The 22,277-nt window shown below is 61.3% G+C and carries 19 protein-coding genes; 2 read left to right on the forward strand and 17 right to left on the reverse strand.

The annotated features are described in order from the left end of the window. Positions 1–2: 2 nt before the first annotated feature. From B7O88_RS07840 to B7O88_RS07910, 15 genes are all read right to left on the reverse strand, one after another. Complete coding sequence (locus B7O88_RS07840; protein ID WP_088274954.1) at positions 3–1,187, reverse strand: acyl-CoA dehydrogenase family protein; 1,185 nt, start codon at positions 1,185–1,187, stop codon at positions 3–5. Between the two features lie 10 nt (positions 1,188–1,197). Further along, a complete protein-coding gene (locus tag B7O88_RS07845; RefSeq protein WP_088274956.1) occupies positions 1,198–2,379 on the reverse strand; it encodes an acyl-CoA dehydrogenase family protein in 1,182 nt (393 codons plus the stop codon). A 14-nt stretch (positions 2,380–2,393) separates the two neighbouring features. Then, complete coding sequence (locus B7O88_RS07850; RefSeq protein WP_088274958.1) at positions 2,394–3,296, reverse strand: SDR family oxidoreductase; 903 nt, start codon at positions 3,294–3,296, stop codon at positions 2,394–2,396. 104 nt (positions 3,297–3,400) lie between these two features. After that, the gene (locus B7O88_RS07855) at positions 3,401–4,636 is read right to left on the reverse strand and encodes a helix-turn-helix transcriptional regulator (RefSeq protein ID WP_088274960.1); all 1,236 of its coding nucleotides are present in this window, start codon (positions 4,634–4,636) and stop codon (positions 3,401–3,403) included. Positions 4,637–4,766: 130 nt separating this feature from the next. Beyond that, a complete protein-coding gene (locus B7O88_RS07860; RefSeq protein WP_088274961.1) occupies positions 4,767–5,918 on the reverse strand; it encodes an acetyl-CoA C-acetyltransferase in 1,152 nt (383 codons plus the stop codon). Beyond that, a complete protein-coding gene (locus B7O88_RS07865; RefSeq protein ID WP_088274963.1) occupies positions 5,911–6,978 on the reverse strand; it encodes an acyl-CoA dehydrogenase family protein in 1,068 nt (355 codons plus the stop codon). Before B7O88_RS07865 ends, B7O88_RS07860 begins: the two co-directional genes overlap by 8 nt. A 10-nt stretch (positions 6,979–6,988) precedes the next feature. Then, positions 6,989–8,155 carry an acyl-CoA dehydrogenase family protein gene (locus tag B7O88_RS07870; RefSeq protein WP_088274965.1) on the reverse strand — a complete coding sequence of 389 codons (1,167 nt, stop codon included), beginning with the start codon at positions 8,153–8,155 and terminating at the stop codon, positions 6,989–6,991. A 10-nt stretch (positions 8,156–8,165) separates the two neighbouring features. Further along, entirely contained in the window at positions 8,166–8,918 is a 753-nt protein-coding gene (locus B7O88_RS07875; RefSeq protein WP_088274966.1) for an enoyl-CoA hydratase family protein, read from the reverse strand. After that, positions 8,915–10,030, reverse strand: a complete 1,116-nt coding sequence (locus B7O88_RS07880) for an NAD(P)H-dependent flavin oxidoreductase (RefSeq protein WP_088274968.1) — start codon at positions 10,028–10,030, stop codon at positions 8,915–8,917. The genes B7O88_RS07875 and B7O88_RS07880 overlap by 4 nt, the downstream gene beginning before the upstream one ends. Next, the gene (locus B7O88_RS07885) at positions 10,027–10,938 is read right to left on the reverse strand and encodes an enoyl-CoA hydratase (protein ID WP_088274970.1); all 912 of its coding nucleotides are present in this window, start codon (positions 10,936–10,938) and stop codon (positions 10,027–10,029) included. Before B7O88_RS07885 ends, B7O88_RS07880 begins: the two co-directional genes overlap by 4 nt. Continuing rightward, entirely contained in the window at positions 10,935–11,744 is an 810-nt protein-coding gene (locus B7O88_RS07890) for a CoA-transferase subunit beta (protein WP_088274972.1), read from the reverse strand. Before B7O88_RS07890 ends, B7O88_RS07885 begins: the two co-directional genes overlap by 4 nt. 10 nt (positions 11,745–11,754) lie before the next feature. Further along, entirely contained in the window at positions 11,755–12,630 is an 876-nt protein-coding gene (locus B7O88_RS07895) for a CoA transferase subunit A (protein ID WP_088274974.1), read from the reverse strand. A 2-nt stretch (positions 12,631–12,632) separates the two neighbouring features. Continuing rightward, complete coding sequence (locus B7O88_RS07900) at positions 12,633–13,529, reverse strand: VOC family protein (RefSeq protein ID WP_088274976.1); 897 nt, start codon at positions 13,527–13,529, stop codon at positions 12,633–12,635. A 208-nt stretch (positions 13,530–13,737) separates the two neighbouring features. Next, complete coding sequence (locus B7O88_RS07905; RefSeq protein WP_088275405.1) at positions 13,738–14,679, reverse strand: bifunctional OB-fold nucleic acid binding domain-containing protein/MaoC family dehydratase; 942 nt, start codon at positions 14,677–14,679, stop codon at positions 13,738–13,740. Continuing rightward, on the reverse strand, positions 14,679–15,890 hold the full coding sequence (locus B7O88_RS07910) for a thiolase family protein (RefSeq protein WP_088274978.1): 1,212 nt from the start codon (positions 15,888–15,890) through the stop codon (positions 14,679–14,681). Before B7O88_RS07910 ends, B7O88_RS07905 begins: the two co-directional genes overlap by 1 nt. Before the next feature lie 182 nt (positions 15,891–16,072). On the opposite strand from B7O88_RS07910, the gene B7O88_RS07915 reads away from it, so the two are divergent. Beyond that, positions 16,073–18,136 (forward strand): PQQ-dependent dehydrogenase, methanol/ethanol family, encoded by a 2,064-nt coding sequence (locus B7O88_RS07915; RefSeq protein ID WP_088274980.1) that lies wholly within the window; start codon positions 16,073–16,075, stop codon positions 18,134–18,136. 146 nt (positions 18,137–18,282) lie between these two features. Continuing rightward, positions 18,283–18,978: a hypothetical protein gene (locus tag B7O88_RS07920; protein WP_088274982.1), complete on the forward strand. Its 696-nt coding sequence runs from the start codon at positions 18,283–18,285 to the stop codon at positions 18,976–18,978. 211 nt (positions 18,979–19,189) lie between these two features. On the opposite strand, the gene B7O88_RS07925 is transcribed toward B7O88_RS07920, so the two are convergent. Both B7O88_RS07925 and B7O88_RS07930 read right to left on the reverse strand, forming a co-directional pair. Next, positions 19,190–20,563 carry a DUF1329 domain-containing protein gene (locus B7O88_RS07925; RefSeq protein ID WP_088274984.1) on the reverse strand — a complete coding sequence of 458 codons (1,374 nt, stop codon included), beginning with the start codon at positions 20,561–20,563 and terminating at the stop codon, positions 19,190–19,192. Between the two features lie 61 nt (positions 20,564–20,624). After that, positions 20,625–22,253 carry a DUF1302 domain-containing protein gene (locus B7O88_RS07930; RefSeq protein WP_088274986.1) on the reverse strand — a complete coding sequence of 543 codons (1,629 nt, stop codon included), beginning with the start codon at positions 22,251–22,253 and terminating at the stop codon, positions 20,625–20,627. Positions 22,254–22,277: the final 24 nt, after the last annotated feature.

Raw genomic sequence — 22,277 nt, forward strand, 5'->3', positions numbered from 1 at the left:
CATTACAGGTTTCCTTTGGCTTCTTTGGGCATGCCCAGTCCGCGTTCAGCAATGATGTTGCGCTGAATCTGGTTGGTGCCGCCGTACAAGGTGTCGGAGCGGGTGAACAGGAACAGGGACTGCAGACGCGTCAGGTTGTACGGTGCGGACTCGACCATCTCGGCCTCCGGCCCCAGTACATCCATAGCCAGCGCTCCGAGGTTGCGGTGCCAGCTGGCCCAGTGCAGCTTGTAGACCAATGCTGCCGGGCCGGCATCGTTGTTGCTGTCCTGCGAGAGCATGCGCATGGCGTTGTAGCGCATCAGGCGCAGGCCGATGTGGGCCTCGGCGATGCGCTGACGCAGCGCCGGATCGCGCGCCGCGCCGTTCTCTCGGGCGATACGCACAATCTGGTCCAGCTCGTTCTGGAACTGCATCTGCTGGCCGAGGGTGGAGACGCCACGTTCGAAGCCGAGCAGGCCCATCGCGATCTTCCAGCCGTCGCCCGGGGCGCCAACGATGTCAGCGGCGACCGCATCATCGAAGAACACTTCGTTAAACTCGGAGGTACCGGTCAGTTGCTCGATTGGCCGTACGGTGACGCCCGGCTGATGCATCGAAACAAGGAAAAAGCCCAGCCCCTTGTGCCCGCGCGACTCCGGGTCCGTACGGGCAACAACGAAGCACCAGTCGGACTCGTGTGCCAGCGATGTCCATACTTTCTGGCCATTGAGAATCCAGCGCCCATCGGCGTCCTGCACCGCCCGGGTGCGGACATTGGCCAGATCCGAGCCGGCGCCCGGCTCGGAATAGCCCTGACACCAGAGCTCGGTGCCAGCCAGAATACCGGGCAGGTATTTCTGCTGTTGCTCGGGGCTGGCAAAGGCGATCAGCGTCGGGCCGGCAAGCCCCTCACCAATGTGCCCTACTCGCCCCGGCGCACCGGCACGGGCGTACTCTTCATGGAAGATCACCTGCTGCTCGATGCTGCAGCCACGGCCACCATGCTCCCTGGGCCAGCCAACGCAGGTCCAGCCGCCTTCGGCCAGCTTCTGCTCCCAGCGTTTGCGCTCTGCCGGGAACATGTGCTCATCACCGGGGCCACCACGAAAGCGCAGCTGCTCAAATTCGCCGCACAGATTGTCTTGCAGCCAGCCGGCTATCTCGGCGCGAAAGGCTTCATCGGCTGCGGTAAAGGTCAGTTTCATGCTCGGCTCCTCAATCCAGCAGCAGGCTGGCGATCAGCTCACGCTGCGCCGCACCGGCACCCAGGTACAACTCACTGGCCTTGGCCCGCTTGAAGTACAGGTGCACGTCGTATTCCCAGGTGAACCCGACACCACCGTGCAGCTGAATGGCGCTGCCGGCGTTGTGGAACAGGGTGTCTGAGCAATAGGCCTTGGCCATGGCTGCAGCTTCGGCCAGCTCGGCTGCCAGCCCTGCATCACCGTCGGGGTTTACACGCTCCTCGGCGATGCAGGCGGCGTAATAAACGGCAGAGCGGGACACCTCACACTTGAGCAGCATGTCGGCGGCCTTGTGCTTGAGCGCCTGATAGCTGGCAATCTGACGACCGAACTGCACGCGCTCCTGCATGTAGGCGACGCTCATGTCGAGCACCTGCTGGGCTGCGCCCATTTGCTCGGCGGCCAGTGCCACCTTGACCAGCGCAAGAATATCGTCGAGCAACTGGCCGGCGGCCTCACCGCCAGCCATGCAAGCGGACGTCGGTACCAGCACATCGACAAACTGCAGCCTTGCCTGACGACGGGTCTGGTCGAGCGTTGGTTGCCACTCGCGGCGGACACCAGCCGTGTCAGCCGACAGCGCAAACAGCGCCACGCCATCGCGCCCGGCAGTGCCCGGTGCTCGTGCGGCAACAATCAGCAGGTCAGCACTGTGGCCATCGATCACATAGCGCAGCTCGCCGCTCAGGCGATAGCCCTCATCACAGGCTTGCCATTGCAAGCCGATGGCCTCGCAGCCCCACTGACCGCCAAACCGGGCCGCCTCGACACCGGTCCAGCCCAGGGTTGCCGTCAGAGCGCCATCGACGATGGCGGGCAGGTAGCGCGCCTTCTGCTCTTCGGTGCCAGCCAGCAGCAACGCGTTAACGCCCAGCCCGACGGTGGCGAAGAACGGCGAGCAGAGCAGTACCTTGCCCATCTGCTCCAGTACCGCACCCAGTTCAACCTGGCCAAGGCCCATACCGCCGTAGGCTTCCGGCACGGTGATGGCCTGGAAGCACAGCTCCTGGCAGATGCGCTGCCACAGGTCCGGGTCATAGCCGAGCTCGGTCGCCATGGCCTTGCGCACGGCTGCCGAGTCGGACACGTCCTGCAGAAATGCCGCGGCAGTGTCACGGATCATTCGCTGCTCATCGGTGAAACGAAACTCCATGGTCAGGCCTCGCTTTAGCTGCCGTAGACTTTTTGCGCCGGAACTTCGTTTGCCAGCAATTGCTGCATGGCGGTACCGACCTCTGCCGGTGCCCAGCGCGCGCCCTTGTCGACGCCTTCGGTAGTGCGCCAGCCATCAGCAATTGAGATCTTGCCGCCCTCGGCTTCAAAGACACGACCGGTAATGGCCGCAGACTCGCTACTTGCCAGCCAGGCCAGCACCGAGCTGACGTTTTCCGGCGCCCAGTAGTCGAAGCTGCCATCGTCGGGCTTGGCCATGCGCTGGGCCATGGATTCAACCGCGGTAGTCATGCCGGTACGGGCCGCCGGCGCAATGGCGTTGGCGGTGATGCCGTAGCGACGCAGCTCGGCCGCCTGATTCAGCGTCAGCGCAGCAATCCCGGCCTTGGCCGCAGCGTAATTGGATTGACCAATTGAACCCTGCAGCCCGGCGCCGGAAGTGGTGTTGATGATGCGCGCGTCAACGCGGTGTCCGGCCTTGGTCTGATCGCGCCAGTAGTGCACCGCGTGGGAGCTGATACAGAAGTGGCCCTTGAGGTGTACCGCCATGATGGCGTCCCACTCGGCCTCGCTCATGGAAGCAAACATGCGGTCACGGTTGATACCGGCGTTATTCAGCACGACATGCAGGTCACCCCAGGTTTCAATCGCCTGACGGACCGCATTTTCGCTGTCGGCGTAGTTGGTGATATCGGAGGTGTTGACTGCTGCCCGGCCACCGGCGCAGAGGATTTCATCCACCACCGCAGCGGCGGCGTCACCGTTGATATCGTTGACCAGAACGCAGGCGCCTTCAGCTGCGAAGACGCGTGCATGGGCGGCGCCCAGTCCACCACCGGCGCCGGTGATAATGACCACTCGATCGTTCAGTATTCCCGTGTTTGGGGTATCAGTCATGCCGCGACTCCTCGTAACAGTGCTGTTTTAGCGTGCGAGGATTGTTGCGTCGCGGGCATGGCGGGATCATCGTCCGTAGAGACTACGATCCCGCCGGGAGAGGGTTATGGCAGGCGTAATTCGGATTCGATGACTTCGGAACTGACCCGGCTGGCGTCCGCATCAAGCTCACCCTTGCCCATTGAAGCAACACTGTTGAGCAGCACGCGAACCAGTTCGGCCTGACGGCTGGCACCGGTTTTCGAGAACATCGAACGCAGATGGGCGCGGGCGGTATTGCGCATGATGTTAAGTGCCTCGGCCGCCTCTTCAAGAGACCGACCATTGGCAAGGTGATAAGCCAATGCGGTTTCCGCCGGGGTGAAGTTAAACAGCTCCTTGGCGATGCGATAGTCGACCTGAGAGACCGCCACCGCATCACGGATATATACCATCACCACTGGCTGGCCTTGCCCTTCCGCCCACTCGGCACCGGGTATGGGCTCGACCACCAGACCCAGGCTGACATCCCCTGAGGGCCTAGCGATGGCCAGAGTGGTACGCGACTCCGTGGGCGGGCGCATGCCTTTTACCTCCGCCGCGCTGCGAATCAGCTTGACCAGCTCACGGTGATCACTGGGATAGCTGGCTTCCAACCGGGACCCTACCAGCTTCAAACCGTCGGCCCGAGCCAGCAGCTCACGGGCAACATCGTTCATCTGCAGAACGGTACCCCCCTGATCAAGCATCAGCGTGGCAACCGACAGCCGCTTGATGGCATCGGCATGCAGGTGACTGATCGATTCACTGCGGTCAAGCAGGTTGTGCATGCGCAAGGTGCGCTGCAGATGCGGGATCAGGCGCAGACACAGGGCCTGATCCTGTTCGGAGAAGGCAGGCTGATCGTGGCCCCTGGTGACCCGAAAACGCACCACGCCCGTCTCCAGCGCTGTCACATCGGCGCCCATCACGTGATAGACATCACTGGGTCTGGCGTACTCGAGGTAGTAACGGCAATTCTGCCAGTCCTCACGCGACATCACCGAATCATTGGTGAATACGGTATCGGTTGGCAGATCGACAAAGGGATTGTCATCGTGCAGGTGTTTGAAGTAGGCGATACGGCCGCGCGCTGCACGATTACCGGCAACCATCATCAGTGCCAGGTCTTCCACGTCGGATATCCGCAGGATCAATGTGCAAAAATTGCCATTGAACAGAACCCGCAAGCACTCCAACGCCTCGTAAAGGCGCTCGGTACACATCGCGCCATCGTGGATAGTGCCGATGATGCGGTCATATTCATCCAGCGATAGCGCCTGATCGGACAGCGCTCGCGAACCCGTGTTGTCTGTTGTCATGGACCCACCTGGTGCCGACGCAACCCTGCCCGGCGTGGTTATTGTTCTGACCATCCATGGGCCGCTCCGGGAGTTAATCCGGCAACTCGGAGTGTAAGCGCAAAAAGCTCATACACCCCGCATATGCCACTCAAAGGCGTTCAATGATAGTCACGTTAGCCTGACCGCCACCTTCACACATGGTCTGCAGGCCAAAACGCGTGCCGCTGCGCTCGAGTTCGTGCAGCAACGTCGTCATCAGGCGGGCACCGGTGGCACCCAGCGGGTGACCAAGGGCAATGGCACCGCCGTTGACGTTGGTGCGCGCCGGGTCGTAGTCAAGCTCCTGTTGCCAGGCCATGACCACCGAAGCGAAGGCTTCATTGATCTCCACCCTATCGATGTCGCTCATCTGCAGCCCGGTCCTTTTCAACGCATGGCGGGTCGCTTCAATCGGTGCAGTCAGGTGCCAGATCGGGCAGTCACCACGCACACTGATGTGGTGGATGCGTGCCCGCGGCGTGAGCTGATAGCGCTTGAGGGCCGCCTCGGAGACCACCAGCAGCGCAGCCGAGGCGTCCGCAGTCTGGCTGGATACGGCCGCGGTAATACCCGGGAACTGGGTATCAACCGGCTCCAGTGAAGCCATCTTCTCCAGCGTGGTCTGGCGTGGCGTCTCGTCTACCGACAGACCCGCCAGCGGGGCAATCTCGCGCTCAAACAGACCACTGGCAATGGCGCGCAGCGCCCGCTCGTGGCTTTCCAGCGCGAACTGCTCCATCGCCTCGCGGCTGATCCCCCAGTGATCGGCGATCCGCTGGGCGGCGTAGAACTGGTTAACCGGCTGGTTGCCAAAGCGCGCCTGCCAGCCCTGACTGCCGGAGAATGGGTCAGGGAAACCGAGCGGCTGACCAGCCAGCATCGCCGAGGAGATCGGGATCTGGGTCATGGTTTGCACGCCGCCAACGGCGACCACATCCTGGGTGCCGCTCATGACTGCCTGAGCTGCGAAGTGCAGTGCCTGCTGGGAGGAACCACACTGGCGATCCACCGTGGTGCCCGGCACATTCAACGGCAGGCCGGCGGCCAGCCAGCTGGTGCGGGCGATGTCACCTGCCTGCGAGCCAATGGTATCGACACAGCCAAAGATGACGTCGTCATATTCATCGGCCGGAATGCTGTTACGCTCGACCAGCGCCTTCAGCGCATGGGCGCCCAGGTCGATGGCGTGAATGGCAGAGAGACTGCCCTTGCGTTTGCCGGTCGGGCTGCGCAGGGCGTCAACGATATAAGCTTCAGGCATGGGCAGCTCCAAAGGAGTGGTGCGGGCCAATCGGTGCGTCGGCGGCCAGCACGGCTTCGGCAACGCGCGAGGTGTGGAAGGCACGATCGCCCCAGGACGAATCCAGCGCCCAGGCACGCTTCATGAACATCTGCAGGTCAACTTCCCAGGTGTAACCCATGGCGCCGTGCACCTGAATGCCATGACGGGCGGCAACCCATGCCGCCTCGCAGCAGGCCAGCTTGGCGTGGGACACGTTGAGCGCGGCTGTCGGCTCGTTATTGGCCAGTGCGTGGGCCGCGCGGTACAGCACCGGCTTGGCGAACTCGATCTTGCCGGCAACATCCGCCAGCTTGTGCTTGACCGCCTGGAAGCTGCCGATGGCCTTGCCAAATTGCTTGCGCTGAACCACGTAGTCGACCGACAAATCGAGCATACGCTGGGCCAGGCCCAGACTTTGCCCGGCTACCGCCAGTGCGCCTCGATTAAGCGTCTGGTCCCAGATCGCTCTGCCCTGCTCGGCACCCACCAGGCGGGTGGCTTCGCTGGGCTGGAAACTGACGCGACTTAGGCGGCGGGAGCTGTCGATGCTCGGGTTGCGCTCGAAGCTGACTTGCTCGCGCTTGAGAGCATGAATTTCGCCCTGATGCGCCTGCAGTATCACGTCCGCCAGATGTACATCGGCAACCAGAGGGTTGACCGGGTGACCGACCGCAATGCGCACGTCACCGTCGACAATCCGGGCCAGCAACTCATCACGTAACCCGGTACCCGCTGGCAGCGCCGTCAACAGACCGGTGGCCACGTAGGCGGTATCGGCCATGGAGTCGGCAATGGCGTAGTAACCCAGCTCCTGGGTCAGCAGCGACCAGGCGATGTCATCCATGCCCAGCCCGCCCTGCGCCTCAGGGACCGATAGCGCGGTGAGGCCCTGCTCGGCCATTTTGCGGCGCATCTCGGGTGAGCGGCCGTCTTCGGTCTCCCAAATCTCGCGCAGGGTTTCCGGCGGCGCTTCGGTCATCAGAAACCGGCTGATGGCCTCGCGGAAGGCGAGCTGATCTTCGGTAAAGGTAAAGTCCATGATCGCCCCCTCAGGCCTTCGGCAAACCGAGCATGCGCTCGGCGATGATGTTGCGCTGAATCTCGTTGGTGCCGGCATAGATCGGGCCGGCCTGGGCAAACAGGAAACCTTCCAGCCAGCTGCCGCCATCGACGGCTTCCGGCGCGCTGCCGCGCAGCTCGCCCCGGGCACCGAGAATTCGCATCGCGGTTTCGTGCATCTTCAGGTCCAGTTCGGACCAGACGATCTTGTTGACGCTGGCCTCTGCACCCACCTTGCCACCCTTCTGCACCAGACCCACTGTGTGATAGGAGGAATAGGCATAGGCTTGCGCGCCCATCCAGCTTTCAACCACGGCGTCACGCACACCCGGATCGCGGGCAGCCATTTCCGGGTTGGCCTTGAACAGCTCGATAAGCCGTTTGGCCGTGTGCTGGAAACGCGCCGGTGAGCGCAGCAGCAAGCCTCGTTCAAACCCGGCAGTGGCCATGGCTACATTCCAGCCCTGGCCCTCGGCGCCGATGCGGTTCTCAACCGGCACCCGCACTTCGTCAAAGAAGATTTCGGCAAAGGCCTCCTTGCCATTCAACGCCTTGATCGGGCGAATGGTGACACCCGGGCTGTTGAGCGGAACCATCAGATAGGTCAGACCATGATGGCGTTGACTGTTCGGCTCGCTGCGGAACAGGCCAAAGGTCCAGTCGGCAAAACTCGCTCGGGTAGACCAGGTTTTCTGACCGCTGACGATGTAATGGTCGCCGTCGCGGACTGCCTTGCTGCGGATCGCCGCCATGTCGGAGCCGGCGTTAGGCTCGGACCAGCCCTGCGCCCACATATCCTCACTGGAGGCGATACGCGGCAGAAAATGCTGTTTTTGTTCCTCGGTGCCGAACTCCATCAGGGTCGGACCCAGCAACAGCTGGCCATTCTGGTTGACGCGCATCGGCGCGTTGACCGCGTAGTACTCCTCCTCGAAGATCAGCCACTCGATCAGATCGCAGCCGCGGCCACCCAAGTGCTCCGGCCACATGACCATGGACCAGCGGCTTTCGTACAGCTTGCGCTCCCAGGCCCGGTGTTCTTCAAAGCCTTCCCGGGTGTCGTAACTGGCCAGCGGTTTGCTGGGTACATTGGCTTCCAGCCAGGCGCGTGCCTCGGCCCGGAAGGCGTTTTGCTTGTCGGTATACGTCAGTTGCATGCTGGCGGCCTCAGAAGCTGGCGTCGCGTTTTTCAACGAACGCGCGGCGGGTTTCAGCCGAATCCGGCATGGTGTAGGCCTCGAGGGTGAAGCCCTGCTCCCAGCGGTACTTGTCTTCCAGATTGCCATCTTCGATGCCGTTCAGCGCTTCCTTGGCAATGCGGATCATGGCCGGGCTCTTGGCGGCGATCTTCTCGGCGATGGCACGAGTGGCAGCCGGCAACTCGTCACGCTCGACCAGTTGCTCGATGAAGCCGTACTGCATGGCGTCCGGCGCGGTCACGGTTTCGCCGGTGAAGAACATGTAACGCACCTTCTGTACCGGGAACAGGCGCTGCAGATGGGCACCGCCGCCCATCGCGCCGCGGTCGACTTCCGGCAGGGCGAAGGTGGCGCAGCGCGAGGCAACCACGATGTCAGCGGCTCCGGTCATGCCGATGCCGCCACCCAGCACGAAGCCGTGCACGCCGACGATGACCGGCACCTGGCAACGGTGAATCGCCTTGAAGGTGGCATAGTTGCCGGCGTTCACCTTGACGATGCGCTCCGGGTGGGCATCCAGTTCTTTAATGTCGACGCCGGCACAGAAACCGCGACCTTCGGAGCGGATGATCAGCACGCGCACTTCCGGATTGGCGCCCAGTTCGTCGATGGTCGCGGCCAGTGACAGCCACTCGTTACTGTCCAGTGCATTGACCGGCGGTTTGCAGATCACCAGTTCGGCGATGCCGTCCTTGATCTGACTGGTAAAGGCATTACTCATGCGTGGGCACTCCCCTTCTGCTCAACGCCCGCTGGCGTCGAGTCCTGCTGCATACGTTGCTGGAGCCGATGCAAGCAGACATCAGCCTCCTGGACTATTTCGTCGATCAATTGCTGACAGCTGAGCAGGCGATCAATAGCCGCAGCGACCTGGCCGCTGGGCAGGATTCCTTCGTCAGGGAAGCCTTCGACCATTGAGCGCTGCAGCAGAATCGGCTGGTTGGCCGCCATGATGACCTGCGAGGTGGCCCCCGGGTCTTCACGCACGGCGCTGAAAAACGTCTTGAGCATGTGGCCCGCGGTCATGCCGGTCTGTGCCTTCCAGCGATAGGCGCTGCGCAGCGCAATCATCAGTCGGCCGATAGGGCCGGCGGCTTCCAGCTTGCGGATGAACGGGTTGTCGACCATGCGGTGACGCATGCCGTCCACTGCCAGCGTGACCCTGATCTGCTGGGTATCGCGGGTAGCCAGGTAGCGCTCCAGAGTCTTCGCCGGAGTGGGCGAATCGCTGCTCATCATGAAGCGCGTACCCATGGCAATGGCTTCAGCACCGGCAGCCAGCGCAGAGGCCAGTCCGCGACCGGTGGAGAAACCGCCGGCTGCGATGACCGGAAGCTGCACCGCATCCAGCACCTGGGGCAGCAAGATACTGGTAGGAACACCGCCGGTGTGACCACCACCCTCACCGCCCTGAATGGTGATGATGTCGGCGCCCATTTCGGCCGCCTTGATCGCATGCTTGAGCGCGCCGACAGTCGGAATGCACAGCACGCCCGCGTCCTTGAAACGCTGTACGGTCTGACGGTCAGGACCGCGGCCGTAGCTCACTGCGCGCAGACGGTACTTGATCGCCAGATCGACGCATTGGGCGGCGTTGTCCTGAAACATGTGAAAGTTCAGGCCGAAGTTGCTGCCGCCGGTGGCGTCAACGACCTTGCGAATCTCGGCCTCCAGCTGGTCCGCCGCGATGGTCGCTCCAGCGAGAAAGCCAAAGCCGCCGGCGCGCGTGGTGGCGATCACCAGATTGGCATCCGACACCCAACCCATGGCAGTCTGGATGATCGGATAGCGGCAGCCCAGCGCTTCGGTCACACGGGTGTTGTACCAGCTCATATGCTGCCACCCTCGCCGGCCTGCGCTTTGTTGGCAGCGGCCATGGCCTTGCCGTCAAAGCCGCCCAGCTTGTCACCCGAGATCTGTTCGTTGTGAACATGGGCGAAATGGTGCCAGGCGAATACCGCTTCCATGCCGGTACGCTTGCCCTGAAGATCCTCAATGTGATTGACCGCCTGCTTGGTCAGCGCCAGTCCCATGCGCGGCTGTTTTGCAATCTTGCCGGCCACTTCCATGGTGGTGGCTTCCAGCTGATCACGCGCTACCACCCGGTTGACCATGCCCAGCTCGTAGGCACGGGCGGCCGGCATGCGCTCACCCAGGAACAGAAACTCCTTGGCAATACGGGGATGCATTTCAAAGGCGTGCGCAAAGTATTCGACTCCCGGAATACCCATTCGCACGACCGGATCCTGGAAGAAGGCGTCGTCGCTGGCGATGATCAGATCACACACCCAAGCCAGCATCAGGCCGCCGGCGATACAACCGCCCTGGACCATGGCGATGGTCGGCTTGGGCATCTCGCGCCAGCGCCGGCACATATTCAAATAGACTTCCTGCTCGCGCACATAGAGGAACTCGCCACCCGGTTTATTGGTGTGGTCCCACCACAGGTGCTTGTGCTCGAAGCTCTTGGTCACGTCGCGGCCAGGGGTGCCGATGTCATGCCCGGCAGAAAAGTGCTTGCCGGTTGAGCACAGCACGATCACCTTGACCGCATCGTCGTTGATCGCCCGGCGGAAGCAATCGTCCAGCGCATAGGTCATCTGCGAGTTCTGCACATTATTGAACTGCGGACGACTCATGGTGACGACGGCAACGCCATCGTCTACCCGATAGGACACCGGTTCGTCGGTCTCGTAGACCGCCGTATCAGGGCGGTCCACAAATTCGTTGTGCTCACTCATGCTCGCAGCTCCTCGGCTGTACGAATGCCGGCCGGATTACCGTTGAGCTGTTTGGAACGCAGATTGTGCGGGTCCAGCCTGGCAATGGCGGCCAGTTGCTCGGCGGTCGGATGCGGCGTCTCGCCCAGGTTGTCCACTTTCAGCAGCGGGAAGCCGGTGCGTTCCTGGACCAGTTCAAAATCAACGCCCGGGTGCAGGGATACCACGCGAGGCGCATTATCCGGACCGTTCCAGTCCATTACGCACAGGTCTGTTACCGCCACCCCGATGCTCATCAGGTCGCGGCGCATGCCCGGCCCCCAGCGCTCGGGCTTGAAGCCGACACCGGAAACCATGTCCACCTCACCGGCAACAAACACCCGGCTGTTGTGGTTGGGCACAAAGAACGAGTTGCGGTGGTTGATGCTGTTACCCGGCAGACCGCGGACACCCAGCATGGCAACCTTCGGCTTGTGGTAGTCACCGACTACCGACAGGTTGGTCTGCGCCCAGCGGTCGATCTGGGTCGGGCCGACCATGGCGTGACGGCGGCCGTGCCATACGCAATCGAAGATACGTTCAAAGGGCATGTAACCGGCGTACTTGGGCTGGTAGTCGCCACGCGGGCCAACCGGCACCGGCTCTTCTACCAGAAAGGCCTCGCTGTCGGTCATCAGCAGTTCCGGGCTATGGCTCACCTTGGCCAGGCTTGCGCCCAGACGGGGAATAATTCCCAGGCCAGATGCCAGCCACTCACCGTTGTTACGCCAGGCCTCGGAGGCGGCCACAATCATCAGTTCAGCCAGGCTGAATTCGGGCTTGCTCATGGTCGACTCCTTAGAAAATTGGCATTGGCAGCTGACTGATGCGCTCGGCACCGCCGTTACGCTCGAGGTATTCGGCATCGCTGCAATTAACATGGGTTTCTGCGTACTGTTGCCAGCCGTCGTCTTGCGCGGCACTGTCGCTGTAGGCTTTGAGGTGCTGCATGTCCCAGCCGTAGGCCGGGCCGCAGGCGGTCGGATGGGCACCGAGCGGGGCGTGAACCACGCCGGATACCAGCGAGCGCTCAAACGTATTGAAACGCGCGGTCTCGGCATCCAGCTCAAGCTTGTCTTCCACCTCTTCGGCACTGACATAGCAACGCTCGGCAGCGCGCGCGAAGTGCTGGTCGAAATACACGTCGTTACCGGTAATCAGGGTATTACCCAGGCGGTCGGCGCGGTTGACGTGAACAAAGGCCACATCCAGGTTCAGCGCCGGCATGGCCAGCAGCACTTCACCGTCGGCGTAAGGCGAGGCAATGGTGCGCAGTTCGGGGTTATGGGTCAGCACATCGGTCGCCAGACCAGCACGGGCCGGCAGGAACGGCAGACGCATCGCGGCCGCCTTCAGCCCCCACTGGAACAGACCTTCGTCCAGCTCCATGACGTTCAGCTCGCCAGCCTGACGCGCCTTGCGGAAATAGGGCTCCAGTGGAATGGCATCCATGGTAGCGAAACCGAAGATCAGCTTTTTCACCTTGCCGGCCGCGCACAGCATGCCGACTTCCGGGCCGCCGTATGCAACAACGGTCAGATCCTTCACGTCCGAGCGCAGAATTTCGCGCACAATCGCCATCGGCTTGCGACGCGGGCCCCAGCCGCCAAAACCAATTGTCATTCCGTCGCGCAGCTGGCCAACCACGTCGGCGGCCGTCATCAATTTATTCACCTTCAACCCTCCTGCTGACCGGCACCGAAGTCGTGCCCCCAGATGCTGACCTTGGTAAATTCGAAGGCCGTGTGTTTGTCCCAGTCCACCTGCAAGCCACCCCAGCCGTACTCCAGATCAAAGCCTGAGGGGGTTTTCATGTAGAACGAGGTCATTTGGTCATTGAGGTGTTGCCCCAGCGTTGCCGACAGCGGAACCTTGTGCGCAACCCGACGATCGTGCGCACGACCCACCTCGGTCATCGAATCCACTTCCACCATCACGTGTACGCACTTGCTTGGGACGTCGTATTCGGCAATGGCCAGGCTGTGGTGACGTGCGTTGCCACAATGCATGAAGTGGATACGAATGGCCGGCCCATTGGGATCGGGGCGGAAATTAAAGATATCGGAGATGGCAAAGCCCAGAACGTCACGATAAAACGCCGCGCAGGCATCAAAATCCGGTGCCGGCAGAACAGTGTGACCCAGCCCCATGTCGCCGGTCAGGAAGCGCGGTACGCCTTGCGGCGAGACAAAGGGTTCGCAATCGGACAGGTAACCCCAGGTCAACTCGTGACGATTGCCACAGGGATCAAACAGCACAGCAGCTTCGTTGACGCCACGCTGATGGCAGAACTCGGCACTCTGCAACTCGAACGCCACCTGCTTGCTGCTGAGCTTCTCAAGCAGCGCGTCAAAGGCTGGCTTGCTGCCCAGCTCCCAGCCTGATGCCAGATAGCGATCGGGGGCACCCTCGACTACCAGCATGCGAAACGGACGATTATCCATCTTGATGTAAAGGCCACCACCCGGCGCCTCACTGGTCATCATGCCAAGCACGTTCTCGGCATAATCACGCCATTTATGCAGATCATCGATCTGCGCAACAAAATAGCTCAACGCGCGTATTTCACTCATGCCGCCACTCCTCATTTATTGCTTTTCGGGCTTGTGAGGATTGTTGCGCGCGGCACCTGGCCAATCATCGTCCATAGAGACTAACGGCCAGCGCCGCGGCTGCGGGCCTCGCACGAGATAACCGTCGAATAAAAAAAACCGCCTCCAGCATCAACTGGAAGCGGTAAAGAGACCGTCTCGGGGACGGTTGGGTCGAACGTCAGCTCGATTACATGTACAGAATGACCAGATCATTGATCACGGCCGGTCGATCCTGGCCGACCACATGGATATTGAACTCCATGATCATCTGGGTGCCGCGCGGCAATACCTCAACCGACTTGACCCTGACCCGCGAATGCAGCAGCGAGCCGGCCGGCACCGGGCTGGGAAAGCGCAAACGCTCAGAGCCGTAGTTGACCATATTGGTGAAGCCGGTTACCTCGAAGGACAGCGGCACCTGCATGCGCGACATCAGCACCTGCACCAGCGCACCATGGGCGATCGTGCCGCCGAAAGGCCCTTCCTTGCGGGCCCGTTCCGGGTCGGTATGAATCCAGTAGTCGTCGCCGGACAGCCGGGCAAAATCGTCAATCAGCGCCTGATCAACCAGGATCTGGTTACTCCAGTCACTGAACTGATCCGATACCAGCGCTTTCAGCGCATCGATATCCTTTACGTCGATCCTGGTACGCGCCGGACCAGCGTCGGCCGCCGGCGCCGGCGGCGCCTTGGGCACTTCATCACGCTCGACAAGATCAACATCGGCACCGGTGTAACGCAGCAGCACGGTGCCATCCTCACTGACCCGCGCCCGCACTGGCTTGACCGCCATACCGACCCGGATATCGTCCGGCGCCAGGCCAACCAGCGTGGTATTCATCCGCACGCCTTGTTCCAGCTCGACAACCGCCAAGATCTGCGGCTCGGCTCCGGCAAACTCCGGCAGCGTAGGAATGCGCGCGACAGTGAAGGTATAGAGAGTGCCGGCACCGCTGACCTCTTTCCAGCTCAGATCATGGCTGAGGCAGTGACTGCAATGACGGCGCGGATAGAACGTCCATTGCTGGCAGCTGTTGCACTGCTGCAACTGCACCCTGCCTTCCTTCAAACCGTTCCAGAACGGCGCAGAGATCGGTGTCGCCAGCGGCATTGGTTTGTTCGACATGATTAGGCCCCCTGAAGAATCAATACGCCCTGCTCGCTCATGACACCGCCGGTGCCAGAGACAAACACCTGATCGCACACCCGCAGCTGGCGATCCCCCGCCTTGCCGGCAATCTGCTGGTAGGCTTCCACCACCTGAGAGAAGCCGCCGGCCGAGCCAGCCTGACCAAAGCTCAGCTGACCGCCATGGGTATTCATCGGGAAGTTGCCCTTGAAGGTCAGGTCGTTTTCCATGACGAATCTCATACCCTCGCCCTTGGCGCAGAAACCGGCGTCCTCCAGACTCAGCAATACGGTGATGGTGTAGCAGTCATAGACCTGTGCGGCGTGCATATCCGCCGGGGTCGCACCAGCCATGGCAAAAGCGGTGCGCGCGGCGGCAGCCAGCGGGGTCTCGGTCATATCCTGGGCGTAGCTGGGAGACTTGTAGCCCAGCCGCTCACCGAAGCCGGTGACAAAGGCCGGACGGCCCTTGCTGCGCTCGGCAAGCTCGCGCGAGGCAACGATGACCGCAGCGCCACCCGCCACCGGCATGACGATCTCCAGCACATGCAGAGGATCTGCCACCATGCGGCTATTCAGGACATCATCAATGCTGAGCGTCTGGCCGCGGAAAATGGCATCGGGGTGAGCCTGAGCGCTGGTGCGCTGATCAACCGCGATCTTTGCCATCGCACTCTGGTCGTAGCCATATTGGGCGGCGTAGCGCTGGGCGATCATTGCATAGCCGGTGTTCTGGCCCATGTGACCGTAAGGCAGGTCAAATTCGGCCTCGGGCGCACCGTACTGGGTACTGTGCCCGCCAAAACGCATGGCGCGGGCCATAGCTGAGGGATCGTCATCCGGTCCGAACGGCGCCATGCGTTGCGGAATGACGCACAGCACGGCCTGGCAAATCCCCAGCTCGATGGCTGCCGCCGCACGCCAGATCATGCCGACGGCGGTGGTTCCGCCCAGATCGACCACTTCGGCAAAATTGACGCCGATACCCAGGTATTCGGCCGCCATCGCCGGCACGAAGCTGGACGCTTCGTGAAAGTGCGGCCCGTTAATGCACAGACCGTCAATATCGCTGGCCTTCAGGCCGGCATCCGCCAATGCCCGCGCGGCCAGATCGGCGACCTGCTCCAAATGAAACATCTGCGGGGCCGTGGAATATTTTTCCGGCTTGTACTGCGCGGCGCCAACAATGGCTGCCTGTCCTTTCAGTCCCATACCCTGCGAACCTCTTGTAGTTGTAATGACTGTGTCGATTGTCATCGGCCCGAAACAGCTCTCCATCGTCCGAAAAGCCTACATGGCCAAAAAAAATCGGCAGCAGATAACCGTTTGGACGAGGCCGGTGATGACCAGAGCGCGCATGCTGACGCTTCAACAACAAGAACAAGGAGAGACTTATGCCCCGTTTCGCCGCGGCGCGACTGACCGGCCTGCTGCTGTCGCTGGTTGCCGCAAGCAGCCCGATCAGTGCCGACCAGCAGCCCGATCAGCAGTGGCCTCATCACGGAAATAACCAGGCCGAAACCCGCTACGCTCAGGCCAGCCAGATCAATACCGAAACCATCGGTCAGCTGGGGCTGGCCTGGCACTTTCGCTTCGATCGACCACGTGGCGTCGAGGCCACGCCCATCATGGTTGGAGATACCCTGTATGTCAGCGGTCCCTGGGGGCTGGTATATGCGCTGGATGCGCGCACTGGGGAACTGCGCTGGCAACATGATCCACAAGTAGAACCCGGCAAAGGCGCTGTGAGTTGCTGCGATGTGGTCAATCGTGGAGTCGCCGTGGCGGATGGCAAGGTCTTTGTCGGCACCCTGGACGGCCGATTACAGGCCTTGGATGCCACTAGTGGAGCACTGCTGTGGGAAACGCTTACGGTTGATCCACAACAGCCGTATACCATTACCGGAGCCCCCCGCGTCGCCAATGGTCTGGTAATGATCGGCAACGGTGGTGCGGAATTTGGTGTGCGGGGCTACATCTCGGCCTATGACAGCGCCAGCGGCGTGCCTAAATGGCGCTTTTATACCGTACCCGGCAATCCGAACGATCCAGCTGACGGCGCTGTTTCCGACACGCCCCTGGCGCAACTGGCTAGTCCTACCTGGCAGGGCCAGTGGTGGACACTGGGCGGGGGAGGAACCGTGTGGGATTCGATGGCGTTCGACCCCGAATCCGGGCTGTTCTACTTTGGCGTCGGCAACGGCTCACCCCATGACCGTGACCTGCGCAGCCCGGGCGGCGGTGACAACCTGTTTCTATCCTCCATCATTGCAGTGCGCGCCGATACCGGCGAGTACGTCTGGCACTATCAGACAACCCCCGGTGATAGTTGGGACTACACCGCTACCCAACATATGATTCTGACCGAGCTGACGCTCAATGGCGTGGAGCGCAAGGTGCTGCTGCAGGCACCAAAGAACGGTTTCTTTTACGTTCTGGATCGGCTGACCGGCGAACTGCTCAGCGCCGATAACTACGTTCCCACATCCTGGGCCAGCCATATCGATTCGGCCAGCGGCCGGCCGGTCGAGGTTCCCGGAGCGCGTTATCCCGAAAGCCAGCCGGCGCTGGTGACCCCATCGCAGATTGGCGGCCATAACTGGCAACCGATGGCGCTCAACCCACAAACCGGCCTGGTCTATATTCCGGCCCAGCAAAGCACCGCGTTCATGCAAAAGGCCACCGATACGACGGTGCGCCCCGGGCGCTGGAATACCGGGGTGCAGGATCACCCGATGCCCACCAGTGCCGAGGCGATAAAGCAGGCCAAAAGCGGTTTCAAGGGTTTTCTGCTGGCCTGGGATCCGGTAACCCAGCAAGAACGCTGGCGCGTTGAACACCCGGGCCCCTGGAACGGCGGCGTCTTGACCACTGGCGGCAGTCTGGTGTTCCAGGGCGTGGGTGGCGGCGGTTTGCACGCCTACGACGCCCGCGATGGCAAGCCGCTCTGGCAAAGCGACACCTGGCTGGACATTCTCGGCGGGCCGATTTCCTACGTATTGGACGGCGAGCAGTATATTGCCGCTGCTGCCGGCTTTGGCAGTTCCATGCACCTGACTGCCAGCTTGCTGCTGCCCCGCCGAGGAATGTCGGTACCAGGGGGTGTGTTTGTCTGGAAGCTGGGAGGCCGCCAATCCATGCCGGCTATCCCCGAGCGTCCCGAAGCACCACCATTGCCAGCAGTCCAAGCTTCGCCCACCCAGTTGCAATCCGGCGCGCAGTTGTTCACCCGTTACTGCATGGTATGCCATGGCGCCGGAGCCGTTGCCGGCGGTGGCATTCCGGATCTGCGCTACTCGCCGTACCTGCAGTCGGACGAGCTGTTTCGCTTGCCACTGCTGGAAGGCACCTTGCAGCAACGCGGCATGCCCTCCTTTGCTGACACCCTGAATGGCGAAGACGTCTCCAGCATTCGCCGCTACATCATAGACAGCGCCGGCAATACCCTCGGAAACTGAGCGAAACACCGGTCGGCAACTGCCCGGCCGGTGCGATAGCCCTGTGGAATTACGCCGTCTTGCCTAGTCCATTTACGGCACGCCGAATGCCGCCTGCTGTGTAACTTTCCTGCCCTTCAGTGATCGCCAACAAGGGAGTGAACAATATGCACGCGATCAAACGGCTGCTACTGGCAGCCACCCTCACCAACACCACCGTAGTCTGCGCCGATACCCTCGAGCTACAGCAACTGGGACTGCGAACCGCCAGCTCCCTGCTCATGCTGCATGGCGAGCACAACGGCAGTGAAGACCTGAACCATTTCTATCGGCTGCGGCACAGACTGGAAACCAGCTGGAGCGAGCACAAGGCAGACGCCAGTCAAGACGAAACCCTTGCCATGCAGCGCCTGTTGCAAAGCATTGATACCGCTGTAGCCCAGCTTCAGCGCGGCGGCGGTATCGAGCTTGAACATGCGGAACAAATGAACCTTGAGCTACGCATGATGCAAAGCTTCTGGTTTCGACCCACCGATGACCACAGCGGCCAGCTGCAGCTGGCATTACTGGACCTTAATTACCGCTACCTGCATCGCAGCTATATCGGCATGCCGGCGCCGATCAGCCTGCCTGGGTCGGGTTATTACAACGCTGGCAACCTGGACCTGATCAATACTCTGGATAGCGCCCTGACAGCTGCCCGCGCGCCAGATCACAACGCTGCCCGCTGGCACATGCTCAAACGCATGTACGGCGATCTGGACAGCAACTGGGCACAAACCCCAACTGCACCGGTGGTGGTCAACCTGAATGCCAACCAGTTGCTCGAGGAACTCAACAACGCCCGGCATTCACGCCCGTGACTCCCCCAGCCCCCGTCAGCCACCCGGCTGACGGGGGCTGCCCCAAAGTCCTCCTCCCGGCCCTGACAGCCAAAGGCTACTCCTCGCAAATACGCATGAATCAACCGCCAAACCCGGGAAGCCTGTTCTCTATCAATAATCGGTGAAGACCAAAAAACCCCCTGACTGGCAGGGGGTTTTTCATCATTGATGTGATGTCACCGTCAGCAAACTATCGACCGCGGGCACGCATCATGTCAGGCGTAAAGAAGTTGGGTTCAATATTGCCGGCATTGATGATCGGCCCTTTTTCACGCTCCTGGGTCAGCGTGTAGCCAACGTACTGACCGCTGGAAAGATCATGGTAGAAGGAGGCCCCAGCCTGCCATGCGCTCATATCAGGATGGTAGTAGTAAGTCACGAACGAGTGTTTCCAGAGGTCGCCACGATTGTCATAGAAATCGGCAATCACGGCATGCCAGGTATCCTCGTCGAGATACATCATGCGTTCGCGGTAAAGATGACGGCTGTTTTCCTTGAGGTTGGCCTTGATGACCCAGACCCGGCGCAGCTCGTAGCGAATATGCTCGGGGTTGGCGTGGTTGGGCGTCAGCAGCGAATCATAGGTAATGTCACTGCTGTTGATAGCAAAGTCGTTGGCCGGAATGTAGATCTCTTTCTTGCCAATCAACTCCCAGTCATAACGCTCCGGCGAGCCATTGAACAGGCGGTCGGAGTCGATGGTCATGGCGCCGTTGGAGCCCCCCAGCGGCTGGTCGAAGCCGTAGCCTGGTGCCAGCCGGACACGGCGGGTGCCGGTGTTGTAGGTCCAGGCAACCCGGGGCGCCGTCTTGTAGTTATAGGGTTCATGGTTGACGGAAATGTTGCCGCGCTCGCGCAGCGGCATCAGCACTTCGGTCATGCAGAAAGATGAGGCACCGTCTTCGGTACGTGGCTCACCCGTTGGGCTGGATGCCGGAGACAAACAGACGCCATTCACACGACCCCAGCCAATTTCACCACTGGGCTGTACCGATGCCAGATCACGCACTTCATCCTGAGTCCAGGCACGATAAGGCAGCTGGTGGTTCCAGAGCACCTCCATCGCGTTCTTCGGAATCGGGAACGGGTTGCTGCCAAGGCCGGTATAGCCCATGCCGTCATCTACCAGCTCGGCATTGAGGGCGTTCCACTTGGCGCGCTCACAAACGTGCTCCGGGTAGGCGAAATCGCGGTGGCTGGGATACACCTTGATCTGGAAGGTATCCGGGTACTGCTTGAACATCGCCAGCTGACCTTCGGTCAGATTCTCGGCATGTTCCTGCGCGTTGGCTGCGGTGATAACCAGCACCGGCTCTTCGTTGGCGTAGGGGTCAACCGGGTGTGAACCGGAATGGGGCTCGGCGTTCCAGCCTGGGACCTCGCCAACGTACTTGCGGGTATAGGGCGGGATGGTACCGGCGGCGTTACCGGCGGCTTCGGCACCAACGCAAGTCAGGTCCTGGCCAAGGCGCGCGGCTTCCTCCGGACTGACCTTGGCGTGGGCGGTCGCGGACAGCATTGCAACAGCCGCGGCGAGTGACATTACTGCACTGTGTTTCAACATTATTTTTATCTCCAGTGTATCGGTGCGCCCCGCTCCAGCGGGGCGCAAACCTTAGGCGTCATCAGAACGAGTACTTGGCCGAGAAAGTGATGTTGTCCCGGTCGGTCAGCTGGCGGTTTGAGCGCAGGCTGGCGGAGCTCAGGTAGTTGGTGTAGGTGGTGTTCAGCTCCAGGTTGCCCAAGCGTTTGAAGGTGGCACCGATCCCCAGACGCTTGTCGTGCTGACCGGCACCAATGGCGCCCTGCAATGGGGTCCGACCATCAACCACATGGGCAAAGCTGACCGGCACACTGAGATCCCAGCCGGCAAAGATGCCCGGGTAGCTCAGGCTGACCTGCAGGGTGTAAGCCGTGGAGGACTTGGTCTGCCAATTGTTGCCGGAGTCGTAGGTGAAATCCTTGCTGCCGAATACCGGATCACCGTCAACGCCATTGGCGCGCACATGTACCACCTCGCCGAGAATGGTGGTCGCATCGGCCCACGGCGCAGCACCCAGGGTGCGAATAAAGCTGAGCTGGAACTGCTGGCCACGGCCTCGGGTCGCGGTCGGGCCGGCCGGCGTCATCACGTTGACCGGCGCGCCGTCGCGGTAGCTCCACTCACCGCCAATCTGGGTATCACCCCACAGGGTGGAGAAGCTGACACCGGTCAGTTTGATGTCTTCGAAGTACTCAACCTGATACGTGGTGGGCAGCCGAGGATCAAGCGGATTCAGCCCGAAACCGCCCAGCGATATACCTGACGGGTTGCGATCATGGTAGCGAACGTGGAACAGACCCAGCTCCCAGGTAAGGCTGGGGCGGTACATGACGCGCACACCCCATTGACCGCTGTCGCCAGGCTTGTTGGTGCCGGCGTAATTGGCCTGCTGATAGAAGCCTGGTGCCAATTGCAGCAACAGAAACTCCCGACCCGGGCCGGTGACGTCAGAGGTAGAGAGGTAGGAGCCCACCGGGCTCAGATCATTACCAGCCCACTCGTACTGATAGTAGGCAGCCACACCAACATCCGGGTTGATTTCCCAGTTCGCCGATACCTGCCCCAGAGGCAGCAGGACTTCCTTGGTTTCAACACCGGGCTGACCGGCCTTGACCACATCTACCGCAGACTGGACGCCGTTTACACCGGGATAAAACAGGCCTTCACCCCAGGCCACCATATGCTCACCGGCTCGCACCGACAGCCGCTGATTGGCCGGCAGATCAAAGTTGCCATACACGTAAGCGTCGAGAATGCGCCCGTAACCACCGGAAAAGCGCTTGGTGTCACTGGTGAATTCATCAGCGGCACCAGCCTTGTTGACTGTCGCTGGCGAACGGTTGTCGTTACTGCCGTGATAAACGTCATCGTAGAATGCGTTGGCGCGCAAGACTGCCCCGTAATTGCCATGAGTCAGAATCATCTCGGCCAGCGCACCAACACGGTTGGTGGTCAGCGAGTGCTTGTCGAAGTTTCGGTTACCATCGTCACCGTTGATATTCGAAAGTAGCTCGGAATCCTGATCGCTCAGGCGCATGCCGATGCCATAGCTGGTGGTCACCGACCAGTTGAGTTCTGTGTCGCTACCGAACGAAATCGGTTCCCCTGCGTAGGCGCCGGCTGCGCCAAGCGTGGCAACAGCTATCGCCAGGGAGGCAAGTACAAAACCTCCCGAAGCATGTGGTAAAGCATTCTTGTTTTTGTTGTTCATGACTGCTCCTAGATTTGGGGGGAA

Source organism: Halopseudomonas aestusnigri, assembly GCF_002197985.1.
Lineage (GTDB): Bacteria > Pseudomonadota > Gammaproteobacteria > Pseudomonadales > Pseudomonadaceae > Halopseudomonas > Halopseudomonas aestusnigri.

What these genes read in the sequence shown, in the direction of transcription:
- B7O88_RS07840 (WP_088274954.1), bottom strand. Translation starts at nt 1,187, where the DNA reads ATGAAACTGACCTTTACCGCAGCCGATGAAGCCTTTCGCGCCGAGATA.
- B7O88_RS07845 (WP_088274956.1), bottom strand. Translation starts at nt 2,379, where the DNA reads ATGGAGTTTCGTTTCACCGATGAGCAGCGAATGATCCGTGACACTGCC.
- B7O88_RS07850 (WP_088274958.1), bottom strand. Translation starts at nt 3,296, where the DNA reads ATGACTGATACCCCAAACACGGGAATACTGAACGATCGAGTGGTCATT.
- B7O88_RS07855 (WP_088274960.1), bottom strand. Translation starts at nt 4,636, where the DNA reads ATGACAACAGACAACACGGGTTCGCGAGCGCTGTCCGATCAGGCGCTA.
- B7O88_RS07860 (WP_088274961.1), bottom strand. Translation starts at nt 5,918, where the DNA reads ATGCCTGAAGCTTATATCGTTGACGCCCTGCGCAGCCCGACCGGCAAA.
- B7O88_RS07865 (WP_088274963.1), bottom strand. Translation starts at nt 6,978, where the DNA reads ATGGACTTTACCTTTACCGAAGATCAGCTCGCCTTCCGCGAGGCCATC.
- B7O88_RS07870 (WP_088274965.1), bottom strand. Translation starts at nt 8,155, where the DNA reads ATGCAACTGACGTATACCGACAAGCAAAACGCCTTCCGGGCCGAGGCA.
- B7O88_RS07875 (WP_088274966.1), bottom strand. Translation starts at nt 8,918, where the DNA reads ATGAGTAATGCCTTTACCAGTCAGATCAAGGACGGCATCGCCGAACTG.
- B7O88_RS07880 (WP_088274968.1), bottom strand. Translation starts at nt 10,030, where the DNA reads ATGAGCTGGTACAACACCCGTGTGACCGAAGCGCTGGGCTGCCGCTAT.
- B7O88_RS07885 (WP_088274970.1), bottom strand. Translation starts at nt 10,938, where the DNA reads ATGAGTGAGCACAACGAATTTGTGGACCGCCCTGATACGGCGGTCTAC.
- B7O88_RS07890 (WP_088274972.1), bottom strand. Translation starts at nt 11,744, where the DNA reads ATGAGCAAGCCCGAATTCAGCCTGGCTGAACTGATGATTGTGGCCGCC.
- B7O88_RS07900 (WP_088274976.1), bottom strand. Translation starts at nt 13,529, where the DNA reads ATGAGTGAAATACGCGCGTTGAGCTATTTTGTTGCGCAGATCGATGAT.
- B7O88_RS07910 (WP_088274978.1), bottom strand. Translation starts at nt 15,890, where the DNA reads ATGGGACTGAAAGGACAGGCAGCCATTGTTGGCGCCGCGCAGTACAAG.
- B7O88_RS07915 (WP_088274980.1), top strand. Translation starts at nt 16,073, where the DNA reads ATGCCCCGTTTCGCCGCGGCGCGACTGACCGGCCTGCTGCTGTCGCTG.
- B7O88_RS07920 (WP_088274982.1), top strand. Translation starts at nt 18,283, where the DNA reads ATGCACGCGATCAAACGGCTGCTACTGGCAGCCACCCTCACCAACACC.
- B7O88_RS07925 (WP_088274984.1), bottom strand. Translation starts at nt 20,563, where the DNA reads ATGTTGAAACACAGTGCAGTAATGTCACTCGCCGCGGCTGTTGCAATG.
- B7O88_RS07930 (WP_088274986.1), bottom strand. Translation starts at nt 22,253, where the DNA reads ATGAACAACAAAAACAAGAATGCTTTACCACATGCTTCGGGAGGTTTT.